The 19,731-nt window shown below is 68.5% G+C and carries 24 protein-coding genes and 2 pseudogenes; 13 read left to right on the top strand and 13 right to left on the bottom strand.

From position 1 onward, the window contains the following. Positions 1-299 precede the first annotated feature (299 nt). Positions 300-605, bottom strand: coding sequence for a winged helix-turn-helix domain-containing protein (locus ACH47Z_RS29315; protein WP_399078884.1), 306 nt, complete (start codon positions 603-605; stop codon positions 300-302). 723 nt (positions 606-1,328) lie between these two features. Between ACH47Z_RS29315 and cutA the strand changes: the two genes are divergently transcribed. Further along, a complete protein-coding gene (gene cutA / locus ACH47Z_RS29310; RefSeq protein WP_069782339.1) occupies positions 1,329-1,649 on the top strand; it encodes a divalent-cation tolerance protein CutA in 321 nt (106 codons plus the stop codon). 75 nt (positions 1,650-1,724) lie between these two features. Here cutA and ACH47Z_RS29305 read toward each other — a convergent pair whose 3' ends face one another. Next, positions 1,725-2,966, bottom strand: coding sequence for a helix-turn-helix transcriptional regulator (locus tag ACH47Z_RS29305; protein WP_399078882.1), 1,242 nt, complete (start codon positions 2,964-2,966; stop codon positions 1,725-1,727). Positions 2,967-3,097: 131 nt separating this feature from the next. Between ACH47Z_RS29305 and ACH47Z_RS29300 the strand changes: the two genes are divergently transcribed. Then, positions 3,098-3,607, top strand: a complete 510-nt coding sequence (locus ACH47Z_RS29300) for an ATP-binding protein (RefSeq protein ID WP_399078880.1) — start codon at positions 3,098-3,100, stop codon at positions 3,605-3,607. Between the two features lie 62 nt (positions 3,608-3,669). Here ACH47Z_RS29300 and ACH47Z_RS29295 read toward each other — a convergent pair whose 3' ends face one another. The 9 genes and pseudogenes from ACH47Z_RS29295 to ACH47Z_RS29255 form a co-directional block, all read right to left on the bottom strand. Next, positions 3,670-4,170 carry an SAM-dependent methyltransferase gene (locus tag ACH47Z_RS29295; RefSeq protein ID WP_399078878.1) on the bottom strand — a complete coding sequence of 167 codons (501 nt, stop codon included), beginning with the start codon at positions 4,168-4,170 and terminating at the stop codon, positions 3,670-3,672. A 72-nt stretch (positions 4,171-4,242) separates the two neighbouring features. Further along, positions 4,243-4,386 (bottom strand): annotated as a pseudogene (locus ACH47Z_RS29290) (Tat pathway signal protein); the annotation flags it as partial. A gap of 189 nt (positions 4,387-4,575) precedes the next feature. Continuing rightward, on the bottom strand, positions 4,576-5,493 hold the full coding sequence (locus ACH47Z_RS29285) for a formylglycine-generating enzyme family protein (protein ID WP_399078876.1): 918 nt from the start codon (positions 5,491-5,493) through the stop codon (positions 4,576-4,578). Positions 5,494-5,502: 9 nt separating this feature from the next. Further along, positions 5,503-6,324: an aminotransferase class IV family protein gene (locus ACH47Z_RS29280; protein ID WP_399078874.1), complete on the bottom strand. Its 822-nt coding sequence runs from the start codon at positions 6,322-6,324 to the stop codon at positions 5,503-5,505. A 416-nt stretch (positions 6,325-6,740) separates the two neighbouring features. Next, a complete protein-coding gene (locus tag ACH47Z_RS29275; RefSeq protein ID WP_399079209.1) occupies positions 6,741-7,235 on the bottom strand; it encodes a GNAT family N-acetyltransferase in 495 nt (164 codons plus the stop codon). Positions 7,236-7,294: 59 nt separating this feature from the next. Beyond that, positions 7,295-7,969, bottom strand: a complete 675-nt coding sequence (locus ACH47Z_RS29270; RefSeq protein ID WP_399078872.1) for a DUF3631 domain-containing protein — start codon at positions 7,967-7,969, stop codon at positions 7,295-7,297. A gap of 14 nt (positions 7,970-7,983) precedes the next feature. After that, positions 7,984-8,475 (bottom strand): type II toxin-antitoxin system RelE/ParE family toxin, encoded by a 492-nt coding sequence (locus ACH47Z_RS29265; RefSeq protein ID WP_399078870.1) that lies wholly within the window; start codon positions 8,473-8,475, stop codon positions 7,984-7,986. Beyond that, a complete protein-coding gene (locus ACH47Z_RS29260; RefSeq protein ID WP_399078868.1) occupies positions 8,472-9,116 on the bottom strand; it encodes a DUF4913 domain-containing protein in 645 nt (214 codons plus the stop codon). The genes ACH47Z_RS29265 and ACH47Z_RS29260 overlap by 4 nt, the downstream gene beginning before the upstream one ends. 171 nt (positions 9,117-9,287) lie before the next feature. After that, positions 9,288-10,043, bottom strand: a complete 756-nt coding sequence (locus ACH47Z_RS29255; protein ID WP_399078866.1) for a DNA-methyltransferase — start codon at positions 10,041-10,043, stop codon at positions 9,288-9,290. A 530-nt stretch (positions 10,044-10,573) separates the two neighbouring features. Between ACH47Z_RS29255 and ACH47Z_RS29250 the strand changes: the two genes are divergently transcribed. The 3 genes from ACH47Z_RS29250 (at position 10,574) to ACH47Z_RS29240 (ending at position 12,827) form a co-directional block, all read left to right on the top strand. Continuing rightward, on the top strand, positions 10,574-11,683 hold the full coding sequence (locus ACH47Z_RS29250; RefSeq protein ID WP_399078864.1) for a C40 family peptidase: 1,110 nt from the start codon (positions 10,574-10,576) through the stop codon (positions 11,681-11,683). A 140-nt stretch (positions 11,684-11,823) separates the two neighbouring features. Further along, a complete protein-coding gene (locus ACH47Z_RS29245; protein WP_399079207.1) occupies positions 11,824-12,141 on the top strand; it encodes a DUF6112 family protein in 318 nt (105 codons plus the stop codon). Continuing rightward, positions 12,141-12,827, top strand: a complete 687-nt coding sequence (locus ACH47Z_RS29240) for a hypothetical protein (RefSeq protein WP_399078862.1) — start codon at positions 12,141-12,143, stop codon at positions 12,825-12,827. Before ACH47Z_RS29245 ends, ACH47Z_RS29240 begins: the two co-directional genes overlap by 1 nt. Here ACH47Z_RS29240 and ACH47Z_RS29235 read toward each other — a convergent pair. Continuing rightward, complete coding sequence (locus ACH47Z_RS29235; RefSeq protein WP_399078860.1) at positions 12,817-13,227, bottom strand: hypothetical protein; 411 nt, start codon at positions 13,225-13,227, stop codon at positions 12,817-12,819. The genes ACH47Z_RS29240 and ACH47Z_RS29235 overlap by 11 nt on opposite strands. 11 nt (positions 13,228-13,238) lie before the next feature. On the opposite strand from ACH47Z_RS29235, the gene ACH47Z_RS29230 reads away from it, so the two are divergent. The 3 genes from ACH47Z_RS29230 to ACH47Z_RS29220 all read left to right on the top strand — a co-directional run bounded on the left by ACH47Z_RS29230 (position 13,239) and on the right by ACH47Z_RS29220 (position 15,154). Further along, a complete protein-coding gene (locus tag ACH47Z_RS29230) occupies positions 13,239-13,610 on the top strand; it encodes a hypothetical protein (protein ID WP_399078858.1) in 372 nt (123 codons plus the stop codon). Between the two features lie 134 nt (positions 13,611-13,744). Beyond that, positions 13,745-14,245: a hypothetical protein gene (locus ACH47Z_RS29225; RefSeq protein ID WP_399078856.1), complete on the top strand. Its 501-nt coding sequence runs from the start codon at positions 13,745-13,747 to the stop codon at positions 14,243-14,245. A 66-nt stretch (positions 14,246-14,311) separates the two neighbouring features. Then, the gene (locus ACH47Z_RS29220; RefSeq protein ID WP_399078854.1) at positions 14,312-15,154 is read left to right on the top strand and encodes a hypothetical protein; all 843 of its coding nucleotides are present in this window, start codon (positions 14,312-14,314) and stop codon (positions 15,152-15,154) included. 204 nt (positions 15,155-15,358) lie between these two features. Here the strand turns inward: ACH47Z_RS29220 and ACH47Z_RS29215 are convergent, their stop codons facing one another. Further along, positions 15,359-15,868: an NUDIX domain-containing protein gene (locus ACH47Z_RS29215; protein WP_399079205.1), complete on the bottom strand. Its 510-nt coding sequence runs from the start codon at positions 15,866-15,868 to the stop codon at positions 15,359-15,361. A gap of 143 nt (positions 15,869-16,011) precedes the next feature. Here ACH47Z_RS29215 and ACH47Z_RS29210 point away from each other — a divergent pair. The 5 genes and pseudogenes from ACH47Z_RS29210 to ACH47Z_RS29190 all read left to right on the top strand — a co-directional run. Beyond that, a pseudogene (locus ACH47Z_RS29210) lies at positions 16,012-16,359 on the top strand (hypothetical protein); the annotation flags it as partial. Further along, a complete protein-coding gene (locus tag ACH47Z_RS29205) occupies positions 16,356-17,468 on the top strand; it encodes a DNA cytosine methyltransferase (RefSeq protein WP_399078852.1) in 1,113 nt (370 codons plus the stop codon). The pseudogene ACH47Z_RS29210 and the gene ACH47Z_RS29205, both read left to right, overlap by 4 nt. A 125-nt stretch (positions 17,469-17,593) precedes the next feature. Continuing rightward, positions 17,594-18,307, top strand: a complete 714-nt coding sequence (locus ACH47Z_RS29200; RefSeq protein ID WP_399078850.1) for a DnaB-like helicase N-terminal domain-containing protein — start codon at positions 17,594-17,596, stop codon at positions 18,305-18,307. After that, on the top strand, positions 18,213-18,692 hold the full coding sequence (locus tag ACH47Z_RS29195; RefSeq protein WP_399078848.1) for a DnaB-like helicase N-terminal domain-containing protein: 480 nt from the start codon (positions 18,213-18,215) through the stop codon (positions 18,690-18,692). Before ACH47Z_RS29200 ends, ACH47Z_RS29195 begins: the two co-directional genes overlap by 95 nt. Positions 18,693-18,934: 242 nt before the next feature. Next, a complete protein-coding gene (locus ACH47Z_RS29190; RefSeq protein ID WP_399079203.1) occupies positions 18,935-19,675 on the top strand; it encodes a DUF317 domain-containing protein in 741 nt (246 codons plus the stop codon). The last annotated feature ends 56 nt before the right edge of the window (positions 19,676-19,731 follow it).

Genomic DNA, 19,731 nt, shown 5'->3' with positions numbered 1-19,731 from the left:
GATTTCCTTACGACATAAAGGTGAAGCCACCCGGAAGATCTTGCATAACGAGCAGCGATAGCCGTGGGCATGAAGGCGCGGTCATTGATGTAGCAGCAGGTGGCGAGCCGCCCTAGTACCTCCTTGGAATACGACGGCACTGCCAACTGCGTCCGCCCCGGCTCCACCGCCAAGCACAGCCGAGTGCGAACACCATCAATGCTCTGCACGATCCCCGGTTTCGGTAACCGGGGATCGTCTGCTACGTATCGCCCTGCACGACGAGAGTGCCGGGCCCTCGCACTCCGACTCAGGGCGGGTCAGGAAGCCAATCGGTAGGACCGCAGTGCAGGGGGCACACCGTCAGCGATGAGCACCAGCAGCCCGTCGTCGGTGAGACGGTCGAGGTTTCGGGCTGCGACTCGCTCGGAGACGCCAACAGCTCGGGCGACTTGACGAGTCGTGGCACCGGGGCGCCCTGCGATGTGTGCGAGGACTTCGCGATCACGACGGTAGCCGCTTTGCAACAGATCCTCACCGAACAGCCCCGCCGCACACACGCAGAGGCACAGCGCTGTGGACAGGGAGTCGTAATCCTCCGACTGCTGGGCGGTCCACGCGTTCATGGCACCGAGCGCCAAGAGGACGGGGGCAGTGAAGCGAGCGGATCGGATAGTGAGGTTCGACAGGTGTGCTCCTTGGGCCGGGGCCTCTGTGAGAAAGGCCGGGCAGCATGGGGACCGGCTGCCGGCACGGCCGACCTGCCTACAAGTCGCCCCGGAAGCCCAACCCCTCGCTGACCTGGTGTTTTCCAGGACGTTGTACGTTGACATGGACTCGGGGCAGGTTCCAGTCCCTTGGGACTTTTTCCCGTCTGCCGAGGGCGAATCTACGTCCACAAACCGGTGAGGCCATCAGTTATGCCCCTCTAACCTGCCGGGAGCCGGGGGCTGGCGTCCTGGGCTCGGGAGCCAAGCGCCACCTCGTCGATCAGGGCCTAGTCGATACCGACTGGCCCGGTGATCCTGATGTTCACCGCGGTCCTGGATGACAGCGTTTGAAATGGAGAGTGGGCTCAGGTGCGGGCGCTCGCACCGACGCAGCCTTCGAAAGCTCTTGCCTAGGCGGTTCGCGACGGCGTCACGCGCAGGATCACCCAAAGGGATATCACGGACACTTGGAGCCTGTGGGACGCGCTCCAGAAGAATGACCGCACAACGAGAGGAGTATCCGCATGGCGTCGAGAGGGACGCCATGGGTTCGCTCTTTTCCCGGCTATCATCCGCCCTGCGACCATCCACCATCCGACTGGGTAGGGTCGAGTTACACCGAGTGGGAGAGATAGCTGCATGGCCAGTAATGTCGTGATTGTGCAGACGACAAGCGATGACGAAGACCAGGCGAAGGCGCTGGCCCGGGGCGCCGTCGAGAGCAAGCTGGCAGCGGGCGTTCACATCGATGCGCCAATCACCGCCTTCTACTGGTGGAAGGGCAAGGTCGAGGCAGCGCAGGAGTGGCGGATCTCGTACATGACTACGACGGACCGTCTCCCGGCACTGGAGGCATGGGTGCACGAGAAGCATCCGTACGACGTCCCCCAGTGGATCACGCTGCCCGTGACCGGTGGGTCGGAGGCGTACCTGTCCTGGGTTGTCGAGGAGACGGCATAGGACAGAGAAGCGACGGGCTGGCAGTACGACGGCGTTCTCGTGTTTTGGGTTTGTCCGCGTACCTCGCGAAGGAGCTCAGGATGCGAACTGCAGCAGGTGAAGTGCGAGTTCCTGCTCACTGTCGGGAAGTGATGCTGCGATAGTCGCTGCCCGCTCCTTGCCCATCGTGTTGGGCTTGGCCTGTGCTGCCGCAGCGAATTGACGTGACACGTAGACGCCTTGGTCGACGTCGCCCCCACGCAGTAGGGCCGAAGCGAGATCACCCAGAACCACGACGCCCCCGCCCGGTAGTTCCTCTCCGAGGCGGTCGACTGCAGTGTCAGCTGTGGGCGTGAGTTCGGGACGCTTCAACTGGCCATATACGGAGAGGGCCAACGAGTCCATGCGGTACGGGGTCACGAACCGGACCCACGCATGCTCGCTGGTGTGATCCGCGAAGTCGTAGGCGAAGCGCGCTCGGTCCAACGCTCGGAGTGCTCCTGTCTCGTCGCCGGCTGCCGCAGCCTCTTCCGCCTGCCTTCCGAGGACCCAGGCGGCAGCAGTGGCATTGCCGTAGCCCCGCACGTCGCTGGCAGCTTGGGAAAGGAGCTCCAACCTCGCCTTCGGCGTCGAGGCGCCGTAGCTGGCGTATGTCAGGGCCAAGGCTCGAAGTGGAGGATGCCCGGCGGTCGCCGCGCACTGCGCGGTTACCTTGTAGTAGGCGTCAGCTTTGTCGTGCTCGCCCAGGTCCCAGGCCACCCAACCGGCCAGAGCGGCGGTTTCTCCGGCAGCGATGGTGAGAGCCCGTTCGTGTTCGCTGGCACGAGGCAAGGCGGCGGTGATCGCGTCAAGATGCGACTCGACTGTGCTTTGCAGTCGCCGGGCGCTGAGATTGAGTTCCTGGACGTGCAGTTCAGCGGCCCGGTCGATGAGGGCAGCGGCGGTGGACGAATCGATCTTGGAACCCTTGTTGAGGGCGAAGGCGAGGCGCCCCCAAGGTTCGGCAGCCGCGCTCACACCGATAGCGGCGCCACCCAGCAGCGTGCGACGCTTCACGGCGTCCTGGCCCTCCCCTGTACTGGCGTGCCTCTTCCTCTTCCGAGCACGGGCCGCCTTAGCCTCCCGCTGTAGCTCCTCAAAGGGGACACCGCAGGCCACCGCAATGTGGCCGATTGTATGATTAGTAGGAATGTTCTCGAAGTTCTCATAGCGGCTGATCTCTCGGCGGGTCATCGTGTCCCGGCCGGAGACAGCGTTAATCGCGTCTGCCTGCTCCTCCTGCGTCCGCCCTGCATCCTGCCGAAGCCGGAGGAGCAGGTCGGCGAACGGATCTGACATGAGTGTGACCTCTGTTGGTGGGCGGAATCCAATCATGGCGTCAATTCCCCCTCCAGTTTCCCCCCTTGACAGATTTTTCCCCCTCTGGATTCCCCTGGTCAACGGTGTCGCAGCGCGGTGCGATAGCCCCCATGAGCAGGCTCCAAGAGGCGACCCCGCCCGGCGGGGACATCCGTAACTTCACGGCCACAGCAGGCGCGTCATGCGTGAGGACAGTTCGGGAGGACCGACGCAGCGCATCTGCAAGGGCCGACATACCGGCGGCACAACATGCCTGTCAGGCGGCTTTTCTCCCTGATCTCACGAAAGTTGGGGAGATGCGGCAGACAACCAGGGTCTTCCTGCGGCGGTGCCGTGTTCCGAAGTCGGTGGCGGGGTTCGCCGTGCTGGCCGTCTCGGAGCTGGTCACCAACGCCGTGGTTCACGGTGAGGGCGAAGTCTTGCTCCGGATCACGGTGGCCCTTGACTTGGTGCGTGTCTCGGTAGCGGATCACAACCCGGCCCCAGCTGTACTCAAGGAAGCCGGACCCGACGGTGAATCCGGTCGCGGGATCCGGCTTGTCCATGCGACCTCAGACGCGTGGGAGAGCAGCGGCGAGGAGACGTGGTGTGAGTTCGGATATGCGAGGGCTGAGGCTTGAATCAGACCTTCATCTCGCCCTCATCCATGGGAATGACGAGCGGCGCAGCTCAGTCACTCCCGCTACATAGAGCGCTCCGAGGGCCGCTCGCTTGCTTTCGCCCAGTAGTTCGGTTCAAGCATCTCGCCAGGCCATGCCGGTTGACGGATCGGGCCCCGAGGCCCCATCTGTACGAAGTACGGGGCCAGGTCGATCACGGGCGTCCCGTTTACGGCGTCGAGATCGGTGACCAGGAGGTCCCGACCTTCGACCTTGAGCAACCGCGGGTAGCTGATCGCCAATTGGTTCGGGCGCCGGTGGTTGCGGTGGACGAACGTACCGGTCGCCGGCCAGTTCTGATTTTCCCGTGGACTGCGTGCGTGGAGCTGGACGTCTTCGGGTCGCGCCAGGTGGAAGCGCCACGTAACCGTCAGGTGGGAGAACTCCTCGATTCCCTGGAGCGTTTCGAGGGGGTACGCCTCGTTGAGTCGGATGATCGACTCGATCCCGCCCTGGTAGTCATCCTGAACGCAGGTGTGGCCGCCAACGACTGTTGCGATCGATTCGACCTCGTACGTCGTCACCGGTACTGGTTCCTCTCCCTTGGAGGCGCGGTTCCACGAGCTGCCGTAGGGGGCCCCGAGCCCGTGTTGCGATCACCCTATGGCCCACAGCATGTTCGGTGCCCGGTGGTCCAGTTCGGTGACGTGGCGACCGCCGCGTTGCCGGACAGGCGAGAGGTCGCTCTGAATGCGGACGATGACGCCACAGACACGACCGGACTGGACACCTGTCGTGGCCACGCTCGGTCGAAAGCCTCTCGTGACGCCGCCGAGAACGGCCGCGGCCTGGTGCTCGTGCAATCGCTCGCCCAAGAGGGACGAGAAGCCTATGGGGTTGAGGACGCCCTCGTCATCACATGGTGCGAGCTGAGATTGGCGTTTTACGGCCGCCAATGCCGGTTGGACTGGCCGGTCACGATGCCCGAATTACGCTGGCATGGCGCAGCGGAATCCGGTGTCGTTGTCCTTCATCGAGGCAGCGGCAGTGTTCATCAAGGACGGCGCAGCCCGTTCGATCGGGGACGTGAACGCCGAGCCTTTCAGGTGGTACCGCCCGTTGCCGGGCTCCTCTTCGGTGGAGCACCACTCCCAGACGTTGCCGCACATGTCGAAGATGCCGAATGGGCTGACGCCGGACTGGTAGCGGGACACGGAGGTCGTCGCGTCGATGCCGGCCTCGGCCGTGTTCGCCTTCGCGGCCGTAGCCTCGTTGCCCCAGGGGTAGATGCGCCCGCGCGGTCCGCGAGCCGCCTTCTCCCACTGCCGAGCGGTCGGCAGAGCTTTGCCTGTCCAGCGGGCGTATGCGGTCGCATCGTGCCACGTCACCCAGACCACGGGGTGGGTGGCCAGGGCGGCGGGGCAGCGGCCGTCGGGCCAGTGCTGGGGTGGCCGGTGCTTGGTGGCCTGCACGAACTTCGCGTAGTCCTCGTTGGTCGTCGGGTAGACGTCGATGAAGAACGGCTCCAGCCACACCGAGCGGTTGTCGGGGCCGGAAAGGTAGATACCCTCTTCGACGAGGGCCATGACCTTCCCGTCGATCGGGTGCCGGCGGGTGCTCGGGTCCTTTCGCAGCAGTTCCTCGGCGCGCTCATCATGCTCAGCAGCGGCACGTTCGGTCAGGAGCGCGGCGAACCGCTGCTGGACGTCGGGCTTGGCTTGGGCCAGGAGCGTATCCAGGGCTGCCTGGTTGTCGAGTTCGAGTTCGATGGTCTCCGCCCGGCTCTTCCAGCGGGGGATCTGGCGGGGGTTGACGCCCACCAGCTCAGCGAATTCCTTCTGTGTTTTCCGCATGGCCCTGCGCAGCAGCTCGGCTTCACGGCCGGTCCACCTGGTCACCCCCGCCATGGTCCTGCCTTACAGGGTCTCGCCGGGGATCGACAGGTATGCCTCCTGGAGCCGCGTCAAGACGGGATGCTCGACGGGGAACTCGGTGTCATCGATCGCGGCCAAGGGGCGGACGCCGATCGAGGTGTTCGTGGCGAAGGCCGCAGCCATACCTTTCGCCTGTTCCAACGTAACAGTGGCGGTGCGGTGTTCGACTTGCTGCTGGAGCAGGGCCATGGTGACGCCGGGCAGTACGGGGGCGTCGGGCCACACCACGGTGCCCTCCTGGTCGACGAAGGCCACGTTCCAGGTACCGCCCTCGGAGACGAAGCCGTCGCGGCCGACGAACAAGGCGTCGTCGAAGTCCGCTCGCTGTGCCGCGCCTCGGGTGTGCAGTGCGCCGAAGAGGCCGACGTGCTTCACCTGGGGGAGGTCTCGCTCGTAGAGCACGCTCTGGGCGCGCAGCGGAACCGGCGGCAGGGCCCCGGCTCCGCGCACGGACACGAGAACGTGCGGTTCATTGGCGTCGGCCGGGTGGCCCATCTCGACCTTCGGGTCGTAAATGGTGACACGCACGACACAGGGGTGATTCTGCCCCTGCAGGGCCTGGCGGACGTACTCGCACACGCGGTCGGTGTCCAGAGCCGCGTGCCACACGATCTTGCAGTCCCGCGCGAGGCGTTCCATGTGCAGCGTCAGACCGCGGATGGTGCCATCGGAGTCGACACGCATGGACGTGAAGTGGCCGACGTTTGTGAGCGCCAGGGGAAGCAGGTCGTCTACGGATACGGGCTTTCCATCGACGTTGCAGATGGCCGGCGGGGATGCGGGTGCCCGAGGCGGTGTCGACATACAGCTGCCCGGTCAGCAGATGCCGGCAGAGCTTGGCGCCCTGGGTGATGGCGAGGAGCGCCGCAATGTCGGGCGCGGGCAGGTCCGGTACGTCGCGTGGAATGTTGTTGCGGGCAGCGGCTTCGATGGGCTCCAGCGCCGTGACGGCCTCGGCCTGCCGCTCGTCGCGGTCGCGGGCCGCGTCCTCCAGCAGGTCGACGGTCCGGTCGATGCGCTCGAAAAGCGCTTGGTCGACGGGGTATCCACCGGAGGAGAGGCTGTTGAGCTGGGACCGGTAGAAAGTCACTGTCAGCTCGGCCTGGACGAGGGACCGGTGCGCGTCGGCCAAGTGCGCATGCTGTTCGTCCAGCAGGTCGCGGTCGCGGTGCTGCCACAGCCGGTCGATGCTGTGGCCCACGGCCGCCTCGATGCGGAGATCAAGCTGGGTCAGAGCCTTCTCCACCGGGACGTTGCGGGGCATGAGTTCCTTGGAGTGTCAGGAGGGACGAGATGCGGGGCGGCCCTGCACCGAGGGGCAGGCGCACGTCGAGGTGCGATCCGTGCCGGATGTGATGCACGAGGCCGAGGCGGTCAAGGAGGCGGAGCATCGGCTCGTTCGACGCCTCGGTGTAGGCGCTGAGGGTGTGGGCGCCCAGGGTGTGGGCGTGCTCGGCTGCGTGCCGGGCGAGGAGGGTTCCGATGCCGCGGCGATGCCAGGTGTCGGCGACCTGGAGGCCGAGGTCGAAGACGCCTGCTTCCCGGCTGAGAGGGCCGGCCGAGACGAGGGCGATCGGCTTGCCGTCGCCGCCGAGCCCCAGCCAGCTCTCGGTGTGAGACAGCAGCCGGCCGAGGACAGGGTGCGGCAGGTGTGTTCGGCCCCAGCGGCGCAGCAGGCTCGCGGGCGAGCAGCGCTGGTGGAACGCGTCGAGCAGGCCGAGGTCATCGGCCGTGACGGGGCGAATCGCCGCTAGGAAAGGGTGCGTCAGCAGGATCAGGTGGGAGGAGCGGCGAGCAGGTCGCTGCGGCGATAGCCCCTGGAGCGGCTGCCGTCAGTGGTGCGAGGCTTGCGGGGCCGGACGCCATGGGGAGCCAGCAGCCGGGCGAGGCGGTGGGGGGTGATGTCGGCATACGGCTGCTGTCCCTCGCCTTCGCCGGGCAGATCACGCAGGTGCGCGACCAGATCGGCGGTCGCGACGTGCTCCGCGCCCGCCAGGGCGTCGAAGACCTGAAGGCAGGCGTGGACGATGCTCTTCGGCCTGTCCGGGCGGGACACCACGTCCTCCTCGGGTACAGGCGGCTCGAAGTCGTCGAGGTCAGGCTCGTACCCCCACTCCACGTCCGGCTCGAAGTCCGGCTCAGGGTCCGGCTCGAAATCGGGCTCGTACTCGGGCTCCTGCTCGGGCTCCAGCCCAGCTGCGCAGCAGCAGGACATGGACAGCCATGCGCTCAGCTCGGCGCCGGCCGCCATGCGGTCGATGAGAAGCTCGGTGAGCTGGTCGAGCTGCTCGGTGGCGCTGACGCCGTCCGGACGGTCATCCGCCGCCATGGCGGCGAGCTTGCGGTCGAGATCCTGGATCTCGATGAACACGTCGAGGATGGCGCGGTGATACGGGTTCTCGACGACCGGGGCCGGCGCCAGTACAGCGGCGGCAACCTGGTCGATCAAGGAGGGGAACTGCGTCAACGAATAGGGCCCTTCAGGGTCGGTGAGGTGGCGGGTCGGGGAAGGCCGGGCATCGCGTACGACGGCGGTGCCGGCTTGGGGATCGGCTGCTGCCGCGTGCCCAGCTGCGGGGAGCGGGTACGCGCGGCGTGGGTGCGGGCGCTGACCGGGCGCCGGGTGATGCCGAGGCGGGCGCGGGCGGTGTCGTACACGTCGTGCGCCTCCCGCGGGCGCACCGCCACGACGTGAATCTCGGTGCGGTACGCGGAGGTGGCGGGAGCGGGCCGCTGAGCGTAGACGATGCGCCACGCGTTGCGGTGGTCGACGTAGATCTTCCGGCAGCCGGTGAGATCGCGGGTGAGCTTGCCCCCGGACAGGCGGGCGCAGACGACATCCTGGATCTGGGCGAGTGCCAGGTCGCGGATGTCGGAGGGGGCCGCCAACAGATCGTTCAGCGCTCGGGGATCGAAGGACAGGCCGAAGACCGGCGGTATCTCGGGGCCGCTCACGCGGCAGCCCGGTCCGGCTCGTCGTTCTGCTTCGGCCCCTCGGCGGACGTCGAGGTACGAGCGGAGGTCCGGGGGCCGGGGAGCAGGCGGTGGGCGGGCCGGTCGGGATCCGTCATACACGCGGACAACGGTCCGCCGGGCGCCCTCACGGCGGCCATGGCGTGGGTGAGGAAGTCCCGGTGCCAGACGAACAGACCGGCCAGCCCGGCTTCGGGGTCTTTGTGCTGCTGATAGGCCAGCCACAGGGCGTGGAGCCAGGCGACGACGTCGTCGTGCTCCTGCCACCGCTCGCACCACGGTGCGGCGGTGGTGACCTCCGCCCCGTAGATCCGTATGAGGAAGTCGTCCACCCAGTCGGAGAGGGCATCGAGTTCGTCTTCGTACTCCTCGCCATCCAGCTCCATGATCGGGCGGGGTTCCGGCGGGGCGCCCTGCGGCGGCATGCCAGCGAATCCCGGGATACCGAAGGCACCGAACTGTGAAGCAGGCGGTGCCGCCGCAAGGCTGTCCAGCTGCCGCGCCTGCTCTGCGGACTGGTCGAGCAGTTTACGGACGCTCGCCTCAATGCTGTCCAGGTCGGATTCCGGGATCCGGACCGGTTCCAGATTCCCGTCCTCCGGAGGGTTGATGGGTTCAGGCACGAGAAGGGGCCTCCTTGAAGCCGCAGCCGATGGGCGTGAATTGCGGCTCCAAACCATCCGGAGAATCCCCGGTTTCGGTAACCGGGACTGTGGTGCTATACCTCCCGTGCGCGGCACGGCGAAGACGCACATGCGGCACACCGGAGACCGTGCCGCGCCATGGGGAGGGCGTCAGGAGGTGAGCGTCACATCGTCCTGGGTCAGGGTCTGCTGCAGGGTTTCGGTCAGCCGGTCGGCAGCGATCTCGGCGTAATGCTTGGTCTTCTCGACGCCGATGAAGTCCCGCCCCTCCAGCAGCGCGGCCACACCGGTGGAGCCCGATCCGCAGGTGAAGTCGAGCACCGTGCCGCCCGGCGGAGAGATCTGCACCAGCTCACGCATCACCGAGACCGGCTTCTGCGTGATGTGCTGGCGGTTCTTGCCCGAGGGCTGGGAGGCGCTGTAGAGGCCGGGCAAGTAGATCGAGTTGCGGGAGGCGTCGATCGGGCCGTTGGAGGCCCACACGATGAACTCACACGACTGCTTGAAGCGACCCTTCTGTGGCCTGGCCTGCGGCTTGTGCCAAGCGAGGACGCCGCGCCACAGCCAGCCGGCGGCCTGGATCGCGTCCGTGGTGATCGGCAGCTGACGCCAGTCGGTGAACAACAACGCGGTCCCGCCGACCTTGGTGAGCCGGTGCGCCTCGGTCATGATCTGGGTCAGCCAGAAGCCGTAGGAGCGCTGGTCCATGTTCTCGCCGGTGAAGTCCGGCAGCTCGTGCCCGGCGTCGGCGGAGGTGTACTTCTGCTTCGCGCTGCGGGTGGTGCGCTCCTTCGCCGTCCGCCCGCCCGAGTTGTACGGCGGGTCGGTGATGACGGAGTCGACGCAGTTGTCCGGCAGCGTGGACAGCACGTTCAGGGCGTCGCCCTGATGCAGGGAAAAAGGCAAAGAGGAATCCCAATTCGGGTGGGGTGAGATGAGGGAGAGGTGCTCCGGCTCGCCGGGGAGCCCCTGCAGGACCGAATACGGGCAGAAGGGCACCGTGGTCCCGCACAGCAGGGGGTGCGAGGGGGAGGAGTCAAAACTGTAGGGCACGATCCCCGGTTGAGCGCTATCGCCGCCGAAATCCCGGGAATCAAGCCTTGATCAGACACGATTTCGGCAACCGGGGATCCGCCCTTACTGTTTTGGAACTGCCCGGGGAACAACGCCGACGGCACATCCCCACCCCTGCCCTCACGGAGGTATCCCCGTGTCCTGTCCCTTCTGACCCGACGCCCGCCGCCGGTGCGAGCTGCAACTCGCACCTGTGCTCCCGGGCCCCCGATCTGCCCACCCCCGGCCGCCGCATCCTTTCCACAACCGCGCATGCACGGCCGGGACTTCACTTCCAAGGACTTCGTTGTGACTTCGCTCCACCCTCCCCTGCCCGCACCCCGGCCGCCGGGCCATAGCCGCCTGCCGGGAGGCCGGCCGGATTGAAGGGCATAGCCGCCGGCATCGGCGTCGTCGTCCTCTCCCCCCTCCTCCTGGCCGGGACCGCCATGCTGATGGCGTCCTCCAGCCAGGCCGCGACCACCACCGCGTCCAGCAGCTGCACCTTGACCGGCATCGACACCGACGAGGTGACCAAACAGGTCACCAAGATCCTCGACGGTGCCGACGCCAGGCACGTCCGCATCAAGGGCCTGGACCTGCCCGCCGAGCAGATCCCCAGCGCCCAGACCATCGTGGCCAACGGCATCAGCCTCAACGTCCCCGCGAAGGGGCAGATCATCGCGCTCGCCACGGCGATGCAGGAGTCCCGGCTCCGTAACCTCGGCTTCGGCGACCGCGACAGCCTGGGCCTGTTCCAGCAGCGTCCGTCCCAGGGCTGGGGAACCGCCCAGCAGATCCGCGACCCGGTCTACGCCAGCGAGCAGTTCTACAAGCACTTGCTCGCGATCCACGGCTGGCAGCAGATGCAGGTCACCCAAGCCGCGCAGGCCGTCCAGCAATCCGGCTACCCCGACGCCTACGCCCAGTGGGAAGACCTCGCCACCGCACTGCAGAAGGCCATCGCCGCCACGTTCCCGGACGCCGGCCAGGCCAAGCCGGCCACCAAGTCCACGACCAGCACAGGAGGATGCGCGCCGGACGGCACGTCCTGGGGACCGATCCCGGAAGGAAGCGTCCCCAAGGGCTACACGATCCCCAAGGACGCCGACCCCAAGGCACGCACAGCCATCGAATGGGCGATGCACCAGCTCGGCACGCTCTACCAGTGGGGCGGATCCTGCACCGCCGCGCACGGCCCCGACCCGATGGGCCGCTGCGACTGCTCCAGCCTGATGCAGCAGGCGTACAAACACGCCGGCATCAGCCTGACCCGTACCACGTACACGCAGGTCAGTGAAGGCAAAGCCGTCTCGCCGAACGCCCTGAAGCCCGGTGACCTGATCTTCAGCCGCGGCACGGCCGCACGGCCCGAACACGTCGGCATGTACATCGGCTCGGGCCTGGTCATCGAGGCCCCGCGCACCACCAAGCCCGTCCGGATCACGCCACTCGCGGACTGGGACATCCTCGCCGCCCGCCGCGTCGTCTGACGCCGCACCCCGCCCGCACGGCTTCGGGCGGGCCTGGCCGCGGCCCTCTCTCGCGCCCCGCGCGCCCCTTCCCCCTCTCTCTTCTTTTCCTTCCCTCCCCGCTGGCCCTCACCCGGCCTGCGCCTGCAAGGAGCCCCGTCATACCCCTGTCTCTCGCAGACCGCGCCGCGGTCTACCTCGCCTACGATCCGGGCATCTCGCCCCAGGGCGGGGGCCTGCCTGGCCTGTCCGTCCTGAAGAACGTCGTCAACAGCATCAACCTCTTCGGCATCGTCGCCGTCGTCGGCGCACTCGCCGTCTCCCTCGGCGTGTGGGCCTGGGGCCACCACACCGGTGGCCACCAGGCCGAGGCCAACGGGAAGAAGGGCGCGGTCGTCGCGGCCGGCGCCGCCCTCGGCCTCGGTGCCGCCAACGGCATCGTCACGTCCTTCTCGTCCCTGGGGTCGCAGGTCCACTGATGCAGAAGCGATTCCCCTCCCTGTCCGGGTACGGCGTCACCTGGTCGGTGAACAAGCGCGTCGGACTCTTCGCGCTCGTGATCACCGGGCTACTCGCCGTCGCCGCCACCACCGCGTACTTCACGGGCCGGGGCGAACACGGCCAGGACCAGAACCAGAGCGCGCCGTCCCCGGCGAGCAGCGCCTCGCCCTCCGAGGCCGCACCGACGCCGTCGGCGGGGTCGGGATCGGTTCCCGCTCCCCCGCAGATCGCCGAACCCGTCGCCTACGCCAAGGCCGCCGCCGCCATGCTGTGGTCCTACGACACCCGAGACACCAGCCGCGACCAGCAGCTCGCAGGCATGCGCGCATGGATGAGCAAGGAGCCCAAGTACGCCGACTGGGCCTCGGTCTCCGGCCAAGTCCCGGATCCGCTGCTGTGGTCACGGATGGCCGACCAGGACCAGCACGCCACCGCGAAGATCACCGAAGGCCACTACCCAGGCGCCTTCAAGCAGGCGCTCGCCGAGGACCCGTCGGCGATCACCCAGGCATACATCTACGTCGTCACCGTCAACGGCACGCAGCACATCGTCTGGAAGAAGGGCGGCGGCGGAGCCGAGGACCGCGCCGTGACCCTCGCCGTGCAGTGCCGGCCCAGCCACGACTGCACCCTCGCCGCCATCGCCCCCAGCGTCACGCAGTGACCCACCCCGCCGACATGTAAGGCTCGGCGCCGACTTCGGCGCCCTGCACACCAGCTTCACCAAGCTGAAGGCCGAGCCGGGCAGCGAACTGCTTGCGCAACTCGCCCCGAAGATCGTGCAGATCCACGAACTGATCGGCCGCACCCTTCAACGGCTGGCCGTGCTCGACGGCAGCCAGTACACCGCCGTACCTGGCAGCCGCTCCTCCCTGGAAACCCTCAGCTCCGCCGTTGCCACGGCCTCGCTCGCCGCCACCGACCTGGCGAACGCGGTGGCCGAAAACCCGCTGGAGGGCGCCCCGTTCACCAGCGGCCCGCCGCTCGACGACGATGCGGTGCGCAGGGCCCGGCATGCCGAGGCCGCGCCCCGGCTGGCCGAAGCCCTGGCCGATGCCGCCCACGATCTCGACCTGTGCACGACCTCCTGCCTCTACACCGCCTCCGGCATCATCCGCAACCTCACGGAGCACCCGGAGCACCGACCCCCGCCCAGCGCACGGCCCTGGAATCGATCGCCCAGGGTGGCGCCCGCCTCTCCCGGTCACTGCGCGGCGGCCGGGAGAGCGTGCAGGCCGGTGACGGCAGCACCATCCACGCCAAGCCCTTCCACGTGCTCGCCGAGAACAAGCTGATCCGTGTGCAGGGGACCTCCCTGCTCGTTCGGGACGTCACGATCACCACCGCCGGACGACTGGCCCTGGCCACCCAGAAGCCCGGCCGCGCGCCGACGACGGCACCGGGCAAGGCGGCCACCGCCGTCGCAACGGGTGCCCGACGCCGGTGAACGGCTTCGCTGCCCTGGCCGGCGCCCTCGGCCAGCCCCCCGCCCCGCCGGCGGCCACCGTCCCGATGGCCCGTCCCACCGGGTCCCGCTGATCATCCCCGCCTGCCGACCGATTCCCCTCCGGAGCCCGCCTTTTGCGCACCTGCGAGCCGTCCGACTTCGACGACATGACGCTGGAGGAAGCGCTCGACGCTGTCCGCGCAGACGTGCGCGACCATCCGATCACCGCTGACCCCACCGGCCTGTTCACCGTGATGCGGCACATCGACCTGCTGTGTCACCTCACCGCCCGCGCGGCCGGTGAGGCCGCGATGTGCCTCTCGCTCCACCACTTCGAGGGCACCTTCCAGAACCTGGCCGACACTCTGAGCCAGACCGCCATCCACCTCGGCCGCGCCACCGCTCACTACACCCAAGCCGTGGGCCCCGTCGTCACCCTGAACAAACCCGGCACACAGGCCACAATCCAGAGGCAATTCCATGCGATCGACGCCCACAGCCGCCTACGCCTGCACCTTGACGATGCCGCCCGCGCCCTGTCGGCCGCCCAGTCCAGCCTGACCGCGCCCCGTACCGCCAGTGGGCGGACCGCACCTGCACCGCCGCCCGGCCAGCGGGCCAGGCGCATCCGCTGACTCACCCCACTCTGTTTGAAGACCTTCCACTGATGACAACACCGCCCGACGACGCCCTGCTGTTCGATGTCGACGTGTCCGCGCCGCCGACCCCCGTGGGGCGGCTCCTGGCCCTCGCTGACCTCTACACCCAGCACAACGACAAGGTCGATCTCCTGCTCTTCGGCCGAGCAGCAGATCCCGACCCGAGCGACTACGCAGCTTCGGCCCGACCGGCTGGAGCGCGAGACCCTCGCCGCCATCAAAGCGATCCAGGACCAACGCCTGCGCGCCAGCGACACGGTGACCGACGCCGTCGTACGACTGAAGCAGCTCGCCTACCTCAGCGGCGGCGCCACCCGCTACCTCACCGCGGCCCAGCAGACCCTTCCCCCGGCCGACACGGCAAACGAGCACCTCGACCCCCGTCGTGGGATGGGCCAGTACGCGCGGCTGGCCCGTGAACTCACCGCCCTGGCACCCCGGGAGGCCGTCGAGTGCGCCGCACGCATCGCCGGCGAGATGCGTCGACGGCGTCCTGCCACTACCGCCGCCGCTCCCGTTGACGAGCTTGACCCTGAGCAGCGCAGTGTCCTGCTCGAGGTCGCCTGCGGCCACATCGCCGTCGCCAGGGACCTCGGCCGGCAGCACGTCTACTTCCGCTACACGTTCGTGGGAGTCGAAGAGCTGCGTCGACTGGATGCCAAGGACCTCATCGCACGCGAGCCCGCGTCCGCACCGCTCTCCTTTCGCGGTGGTCTGCCGCGCGACCGCGTACGCCTGACCGCCCGCGGCATCGCCACCCTGGGCGCACTCATCGAACCGCCCCCCACCCTCAGGTTTCCGCCGGCGGCCCGTCCGGTGCCGACCGCAGCCAGCCGGCCGGCAGCAGGGCCATCCGTCTCGACCGGTCGATCGGCCACCCGGTAACCGCTCCGGCGCACCGCCACCCGCCCGTTTCCGGCGCTCTGCTCACCGTCCGCACCAGGCTGCCAGCCTCCGCCAGCCGAACCCGGAAAGCCGCCGCCCTCTTCCCGGAGCCCTCTCATTACCTCGTCCGTCCCCCAACCCGCGACCGGCACTGCGCTGCAGCACCCATCGGAACGACCGGCGCCTTCGTCCCCCTGACCCAGCTCATGAACTCCGTTCCTGCGCAGAAGCCGGGGCAGCACGACAAGCGAGATATCGATCGAAAATCGCCTGGCTATCAGGAGTGAAAGTCCACTGCTGCAGAGCCCGCCGCAGCTCGGACTCAGTCAGCCACCCGTGCCAGGCCACCTCTTCCGGATCAGGGGCGACGATCTCCGGAAGCACGGCATCACAGACCGCAACCCAATGAGGGCTGAGCCCGCCCCTGTTGAGGAACTTGAACCGAAGGCACACCGTCGCCTGCACTCCCATCTCCTCACTGACCTCGCGGGCAGCTGCCTGCACATAGGACTCGCCGACTCCCGCAGCACCCCCGACCCCAAGTTCGTAGTGACCCGCGAAACGGGACAGGTGCTCGGCTCGCCGATGGACGAGAAAACGGTCCCGCCTATCGCGGCACACCACCACGCCAACCCGGTGCAGCCAGCCCTCCCGAACGGCGTCCCGCCGACTGACTACCCCCAGCACACGGTCCTGCGCGTCAACACGTTCCACGAGTTCATCCACGCCGCACACGATCGCAGGCACCACTGACACCCGCCCGGAATGACCGGACCGTCACACAGTCAGCGCCCCCCTCAGACCTGCCTCACCCCACCGACCGAAGGATCACGACCCTGTCTCAATTCTCAATAACTTGCCCGTTCCATGGAAATGCGCAGTGGCGGAATATCCGTGACACGAGTCCGGACGAGTGGCAGGGCGTCGTGGAATTCGGCGCCGCCGTCCGTCAGGGCAATGCCCGCGCGAACGCGAGCGGCAACCGGCTCCTCGGGCAGGCATTTCTGCACCGTTCCAGGGCACCGCTGGGCGAAGCTCCGATCGACCATGTCACCGCAGCCGAATGGGCCGCCCGTCAGAGCGAGTTGACTGACACTCCTGATGCGCCGGAGCTGGAGCAGGGTGTGGTGGACGGCTCTTCTCCCTGGGCCTGCCGGAGCAGCGAACCGGAGTTCACGCAGGACGACTTCGGGCTGGCCAGTTGATACTCGACCTCTTCGCGGGGCCTGGGGGATGGAGTCAGGCCCTGACCGTGCTCGGCGTGCGGGACGTGGGCCTGGAATGGGGCGAGTGGGCGTGCAAAACCCGGGCAGCGGCAGGGCAGTTGACGATCCGCACCGATGTCGCCGCCTATCCCCTCTGGCCGTTCCTCGGCAGGATCACCGGGCTGATCGCGAGCCCGCCGTGCCAGGCATGGTCGGTGGCGGGCAAACGCCTCGGGCTCGTCGACCAGCCTCTGGTCCACCAGGCCGTCGCCGATCTCGCTCAAGGGCTGGACACCCGCGCCGAGTTGCTCGCCGCCTGCCGTGACGAGCGCTCCCTGCTCGCCGCCGAACCCATGCGCTACCTGCACGCCCTCAACCGGCACGGCCAGCCGGAGTGGGTCGCGATGGAAGAGGTCCCCGACGTGCTGCCCCTGTGGCGCCAGTACGCAGCGATCCTGCGGACCTGGGGGTATTCGGTCTGGACGGGGGTTTTGAACGCGGCCGACTACGGGGTGCCGCAGACGAGGAGGCGGGCGATCCTGCTCGCCTCGCGCACGCGAACCGCCGAGCCGCCGCCGCCCACACACGCCAAATTCGGCGAGCCCGACTCGCTGTTCGGTCCGGGCCGCGCCCGCTGGGTGTCCATGGCCGAGGCCCTGGGCTGGGGCGCCACCGACCGTCCCGTACCCACCGTCTGTGCCGGAGGCGGACCCGGCGGCGGGCCCGAGCCCTTCCCCTCCGGCTCCCGCAAGACCCTGAGCGACGCCCGCGACCGCGGCACCTGGAAACCGCACCCGCCCGCAAACCCGGCCGCCACTGTGGCGGATGGCCGGGCGGAGAAGGCCGTCCACGCTGAAAACCCCACTGCCCGAGCGACGCCCGCGGTGTGGCGCTGGACCCTGCGCAACAACAACCAGGCCAACGCCACCATCCGCGCGATCGACGAGCCGGCCGGGACCCTGTTCTTCGGCCACCGGGCCAACGAGTGCGTGTGGCAGGCCGAGCCGGTCGCCCCCACGCCACCGGGCACCGACCCGGCCCCGGATCCGATCCGGATCACCGCCGCCGAGGCCGGCGTCCTGCAGACCTTCCCCGCCGACTATCCCTAGCAAGGCAACAAGGGCCAGATCTTCAGCCAGGTTGGCAATGCGGTCCCGCCCCGGCTCGCAGCCCACCTGCTGGCACCGCACCTCGGCAAGTCCCTCACCCCCGACGACTTCACCCTGGCCGCCTAATGCCCCATTCCCCCTCCGACGACAACGACGACCTGGACGGCCTGTCGCCACCCCCACCCGTGCACTACGCCGAACAATCCCTGCTCGGCGCCCTCCTGCTGGACCCCCACCGCCTCGACGAGATCGGCCCGCTGGATCCGGACCACTTCTCCAACCACACGCACGGCGAGCTGTTCCGCGGCATGCGCACGGTGCCGGCTCCCGATGCCGAGCAGCACCGCACGAGTCCGGCCTGGCTGAACACCGTCCTGGACGCGGCCCGCCCTCACGCCCGCGGGCTGACCGCCTCCTACCTGCACGCCCTCATCCAGGTTTGCCCCTGGCCCCAGCACGCGGCCACGTACGCCCGGATGATCCGCGCCGACCACGCCCGCCGCAGCCTGCGCAGTCACGCCGAACGCCTGGCCCAGACCGCGACGGACACCACCCTGCCCCACCGGGCGAAGGCCACCGTCCAGCAGGCCGAAGCCCTCGCCCGGTTCCTGGACGACCTCTCCGGCCGCTTCGCCTCGCACCCTGCTGCCGCCGGCACCAGCCCCAGACACGAGCGAGGAAGTCCTCGACGAGGAACGCCTCCTGATCGCCACCGCGACCGCGTACCCCGCCGAGACCCGTCAGATGCGCTGGCTCGTTTCCGAAGACTTCGCCCTCCCCCTGCACGCGGCGCTGTGGCAGTGCCTCACCGCGCTCACGCACCGCGGCGACCCAGTTGACCCGATCACCGTGCTCTGGGAAGCCCAGCACCGCGGCCTGCTCGCACACGGCATCGCCCCCGCAGACCTGCTGACCCTGCTCTCCACGCCGGCCGGCTCCCCCGAACACTGGGGCGCGAAGGTCCTGCAACGCGCTCTGCTCACCCGCGCGCAGACCGTCGCCGCCAGCATCACAGCCCTCACCGACGACCCGGCCAACAGCCCCCACCAGCTGATCACCGGCAGCCGACGGGCTCTGGCCGACCTCACCGCACTGCGCGCCCGCTGGCACCAAGCCACCAGCCCACCAGCACCGCGTACCGGCCGCCCGGCCCGAACCCCGGCTGCCCCTCGGGCCGGGCCGCCACCGCGGACCGCCCCAACCCCTGCCCGAGCCACCCGCTAGACCCTCCGGTCCGGGCCGACCTCCGCGCGTCGGCCCGGACCGGTGAAACGAGCTCCTTATGCCCGACACCCCGCCCGACGTGCACGTTCGTCTCGCCCTGCACCCTCAGCACCCCAGCGCCGTCGTCGCCACCCTCACCGGCAGCACGCTGCACACCGCCCGCGCCACCCTCACCTCGGAAGGCTTCCGGCCGCAGAACCAGGGACGACAACACCACCGTCGCCACCCACGAATCGCTCACCCTGCGCGTCCTCTTCGACCACGAAACCCACGCCCGGGACGCTCAGTGGACCATCACTGCCTACGAGACACCAGTCAACGACCGCATGTGGCACCTGACCATCACGCCCGCCACCCCCCAACCCATTCTGGATACCCTGCTCACGGTCCTCAGCCACGGAGATGCCTGGAAGACCGCGCTCGGAACCCCGGTCACCGACAAGACCGTCGCCCAGGCCACCAGCCCTCTCACCGACGCAGGATGGACACCCGCCGTGGGACGGACGTCGACTGAGCTGGCAGCCACAGCACGGCGACGTGGGTGTGCACTTCGACGCCTTCGCCACCAACGCACCCCCCAGCCCCTCGACACCTGGACCATCTGGTCCGGCCCCAGCATCAACCAGCCCACCTGGGCCATCCGCGCTTCCGTCTACACACCGGCGGGCCTCCTCGCCGAAGAACTCGCACACGGCACCGGAACCCGCGCCGCCGAAGTCCCGGCACACCACGGTGCGCCCCGCCGCCGCGCCAGCCGACCTGCAACGCCAGGCCAGCCGACCGCACTGACCGGCGAACACAGCCATGGCTCAAGCAGGCACGGGGATATCGCAGAGCCGCCCCACGATGCGTCCGCACAGGCTTGCGCTGCACTGAACGCCGGTGCGCTGCCCAGCTCCTACAGCCCGGCGGGTTGGGAACTGGAAGCCGCGCTGGTGCCTTTAAGAGTGCGGAACGTGAGCTCTTGTCCGTTTCGTGGTTGAGGTTGGGGAAGGGCTGCTGGTCGCGGGCGGTGGATGCTCCTCATGCGTCGGGGCGG

Source organism: Streptomyces sp. NPDC020192, from assembly GCF_044388685.1.
In the GTDB taxonomy this organism is placed as follows: domain Bacteria; phylum Actinomycetota; class Actinomycetes; order Streptomycetales; family Streptomycetaceae; genus Streptomyces.
This window is presented reverse-complemented; position numbering and strand designations above follow the sequence as displayed.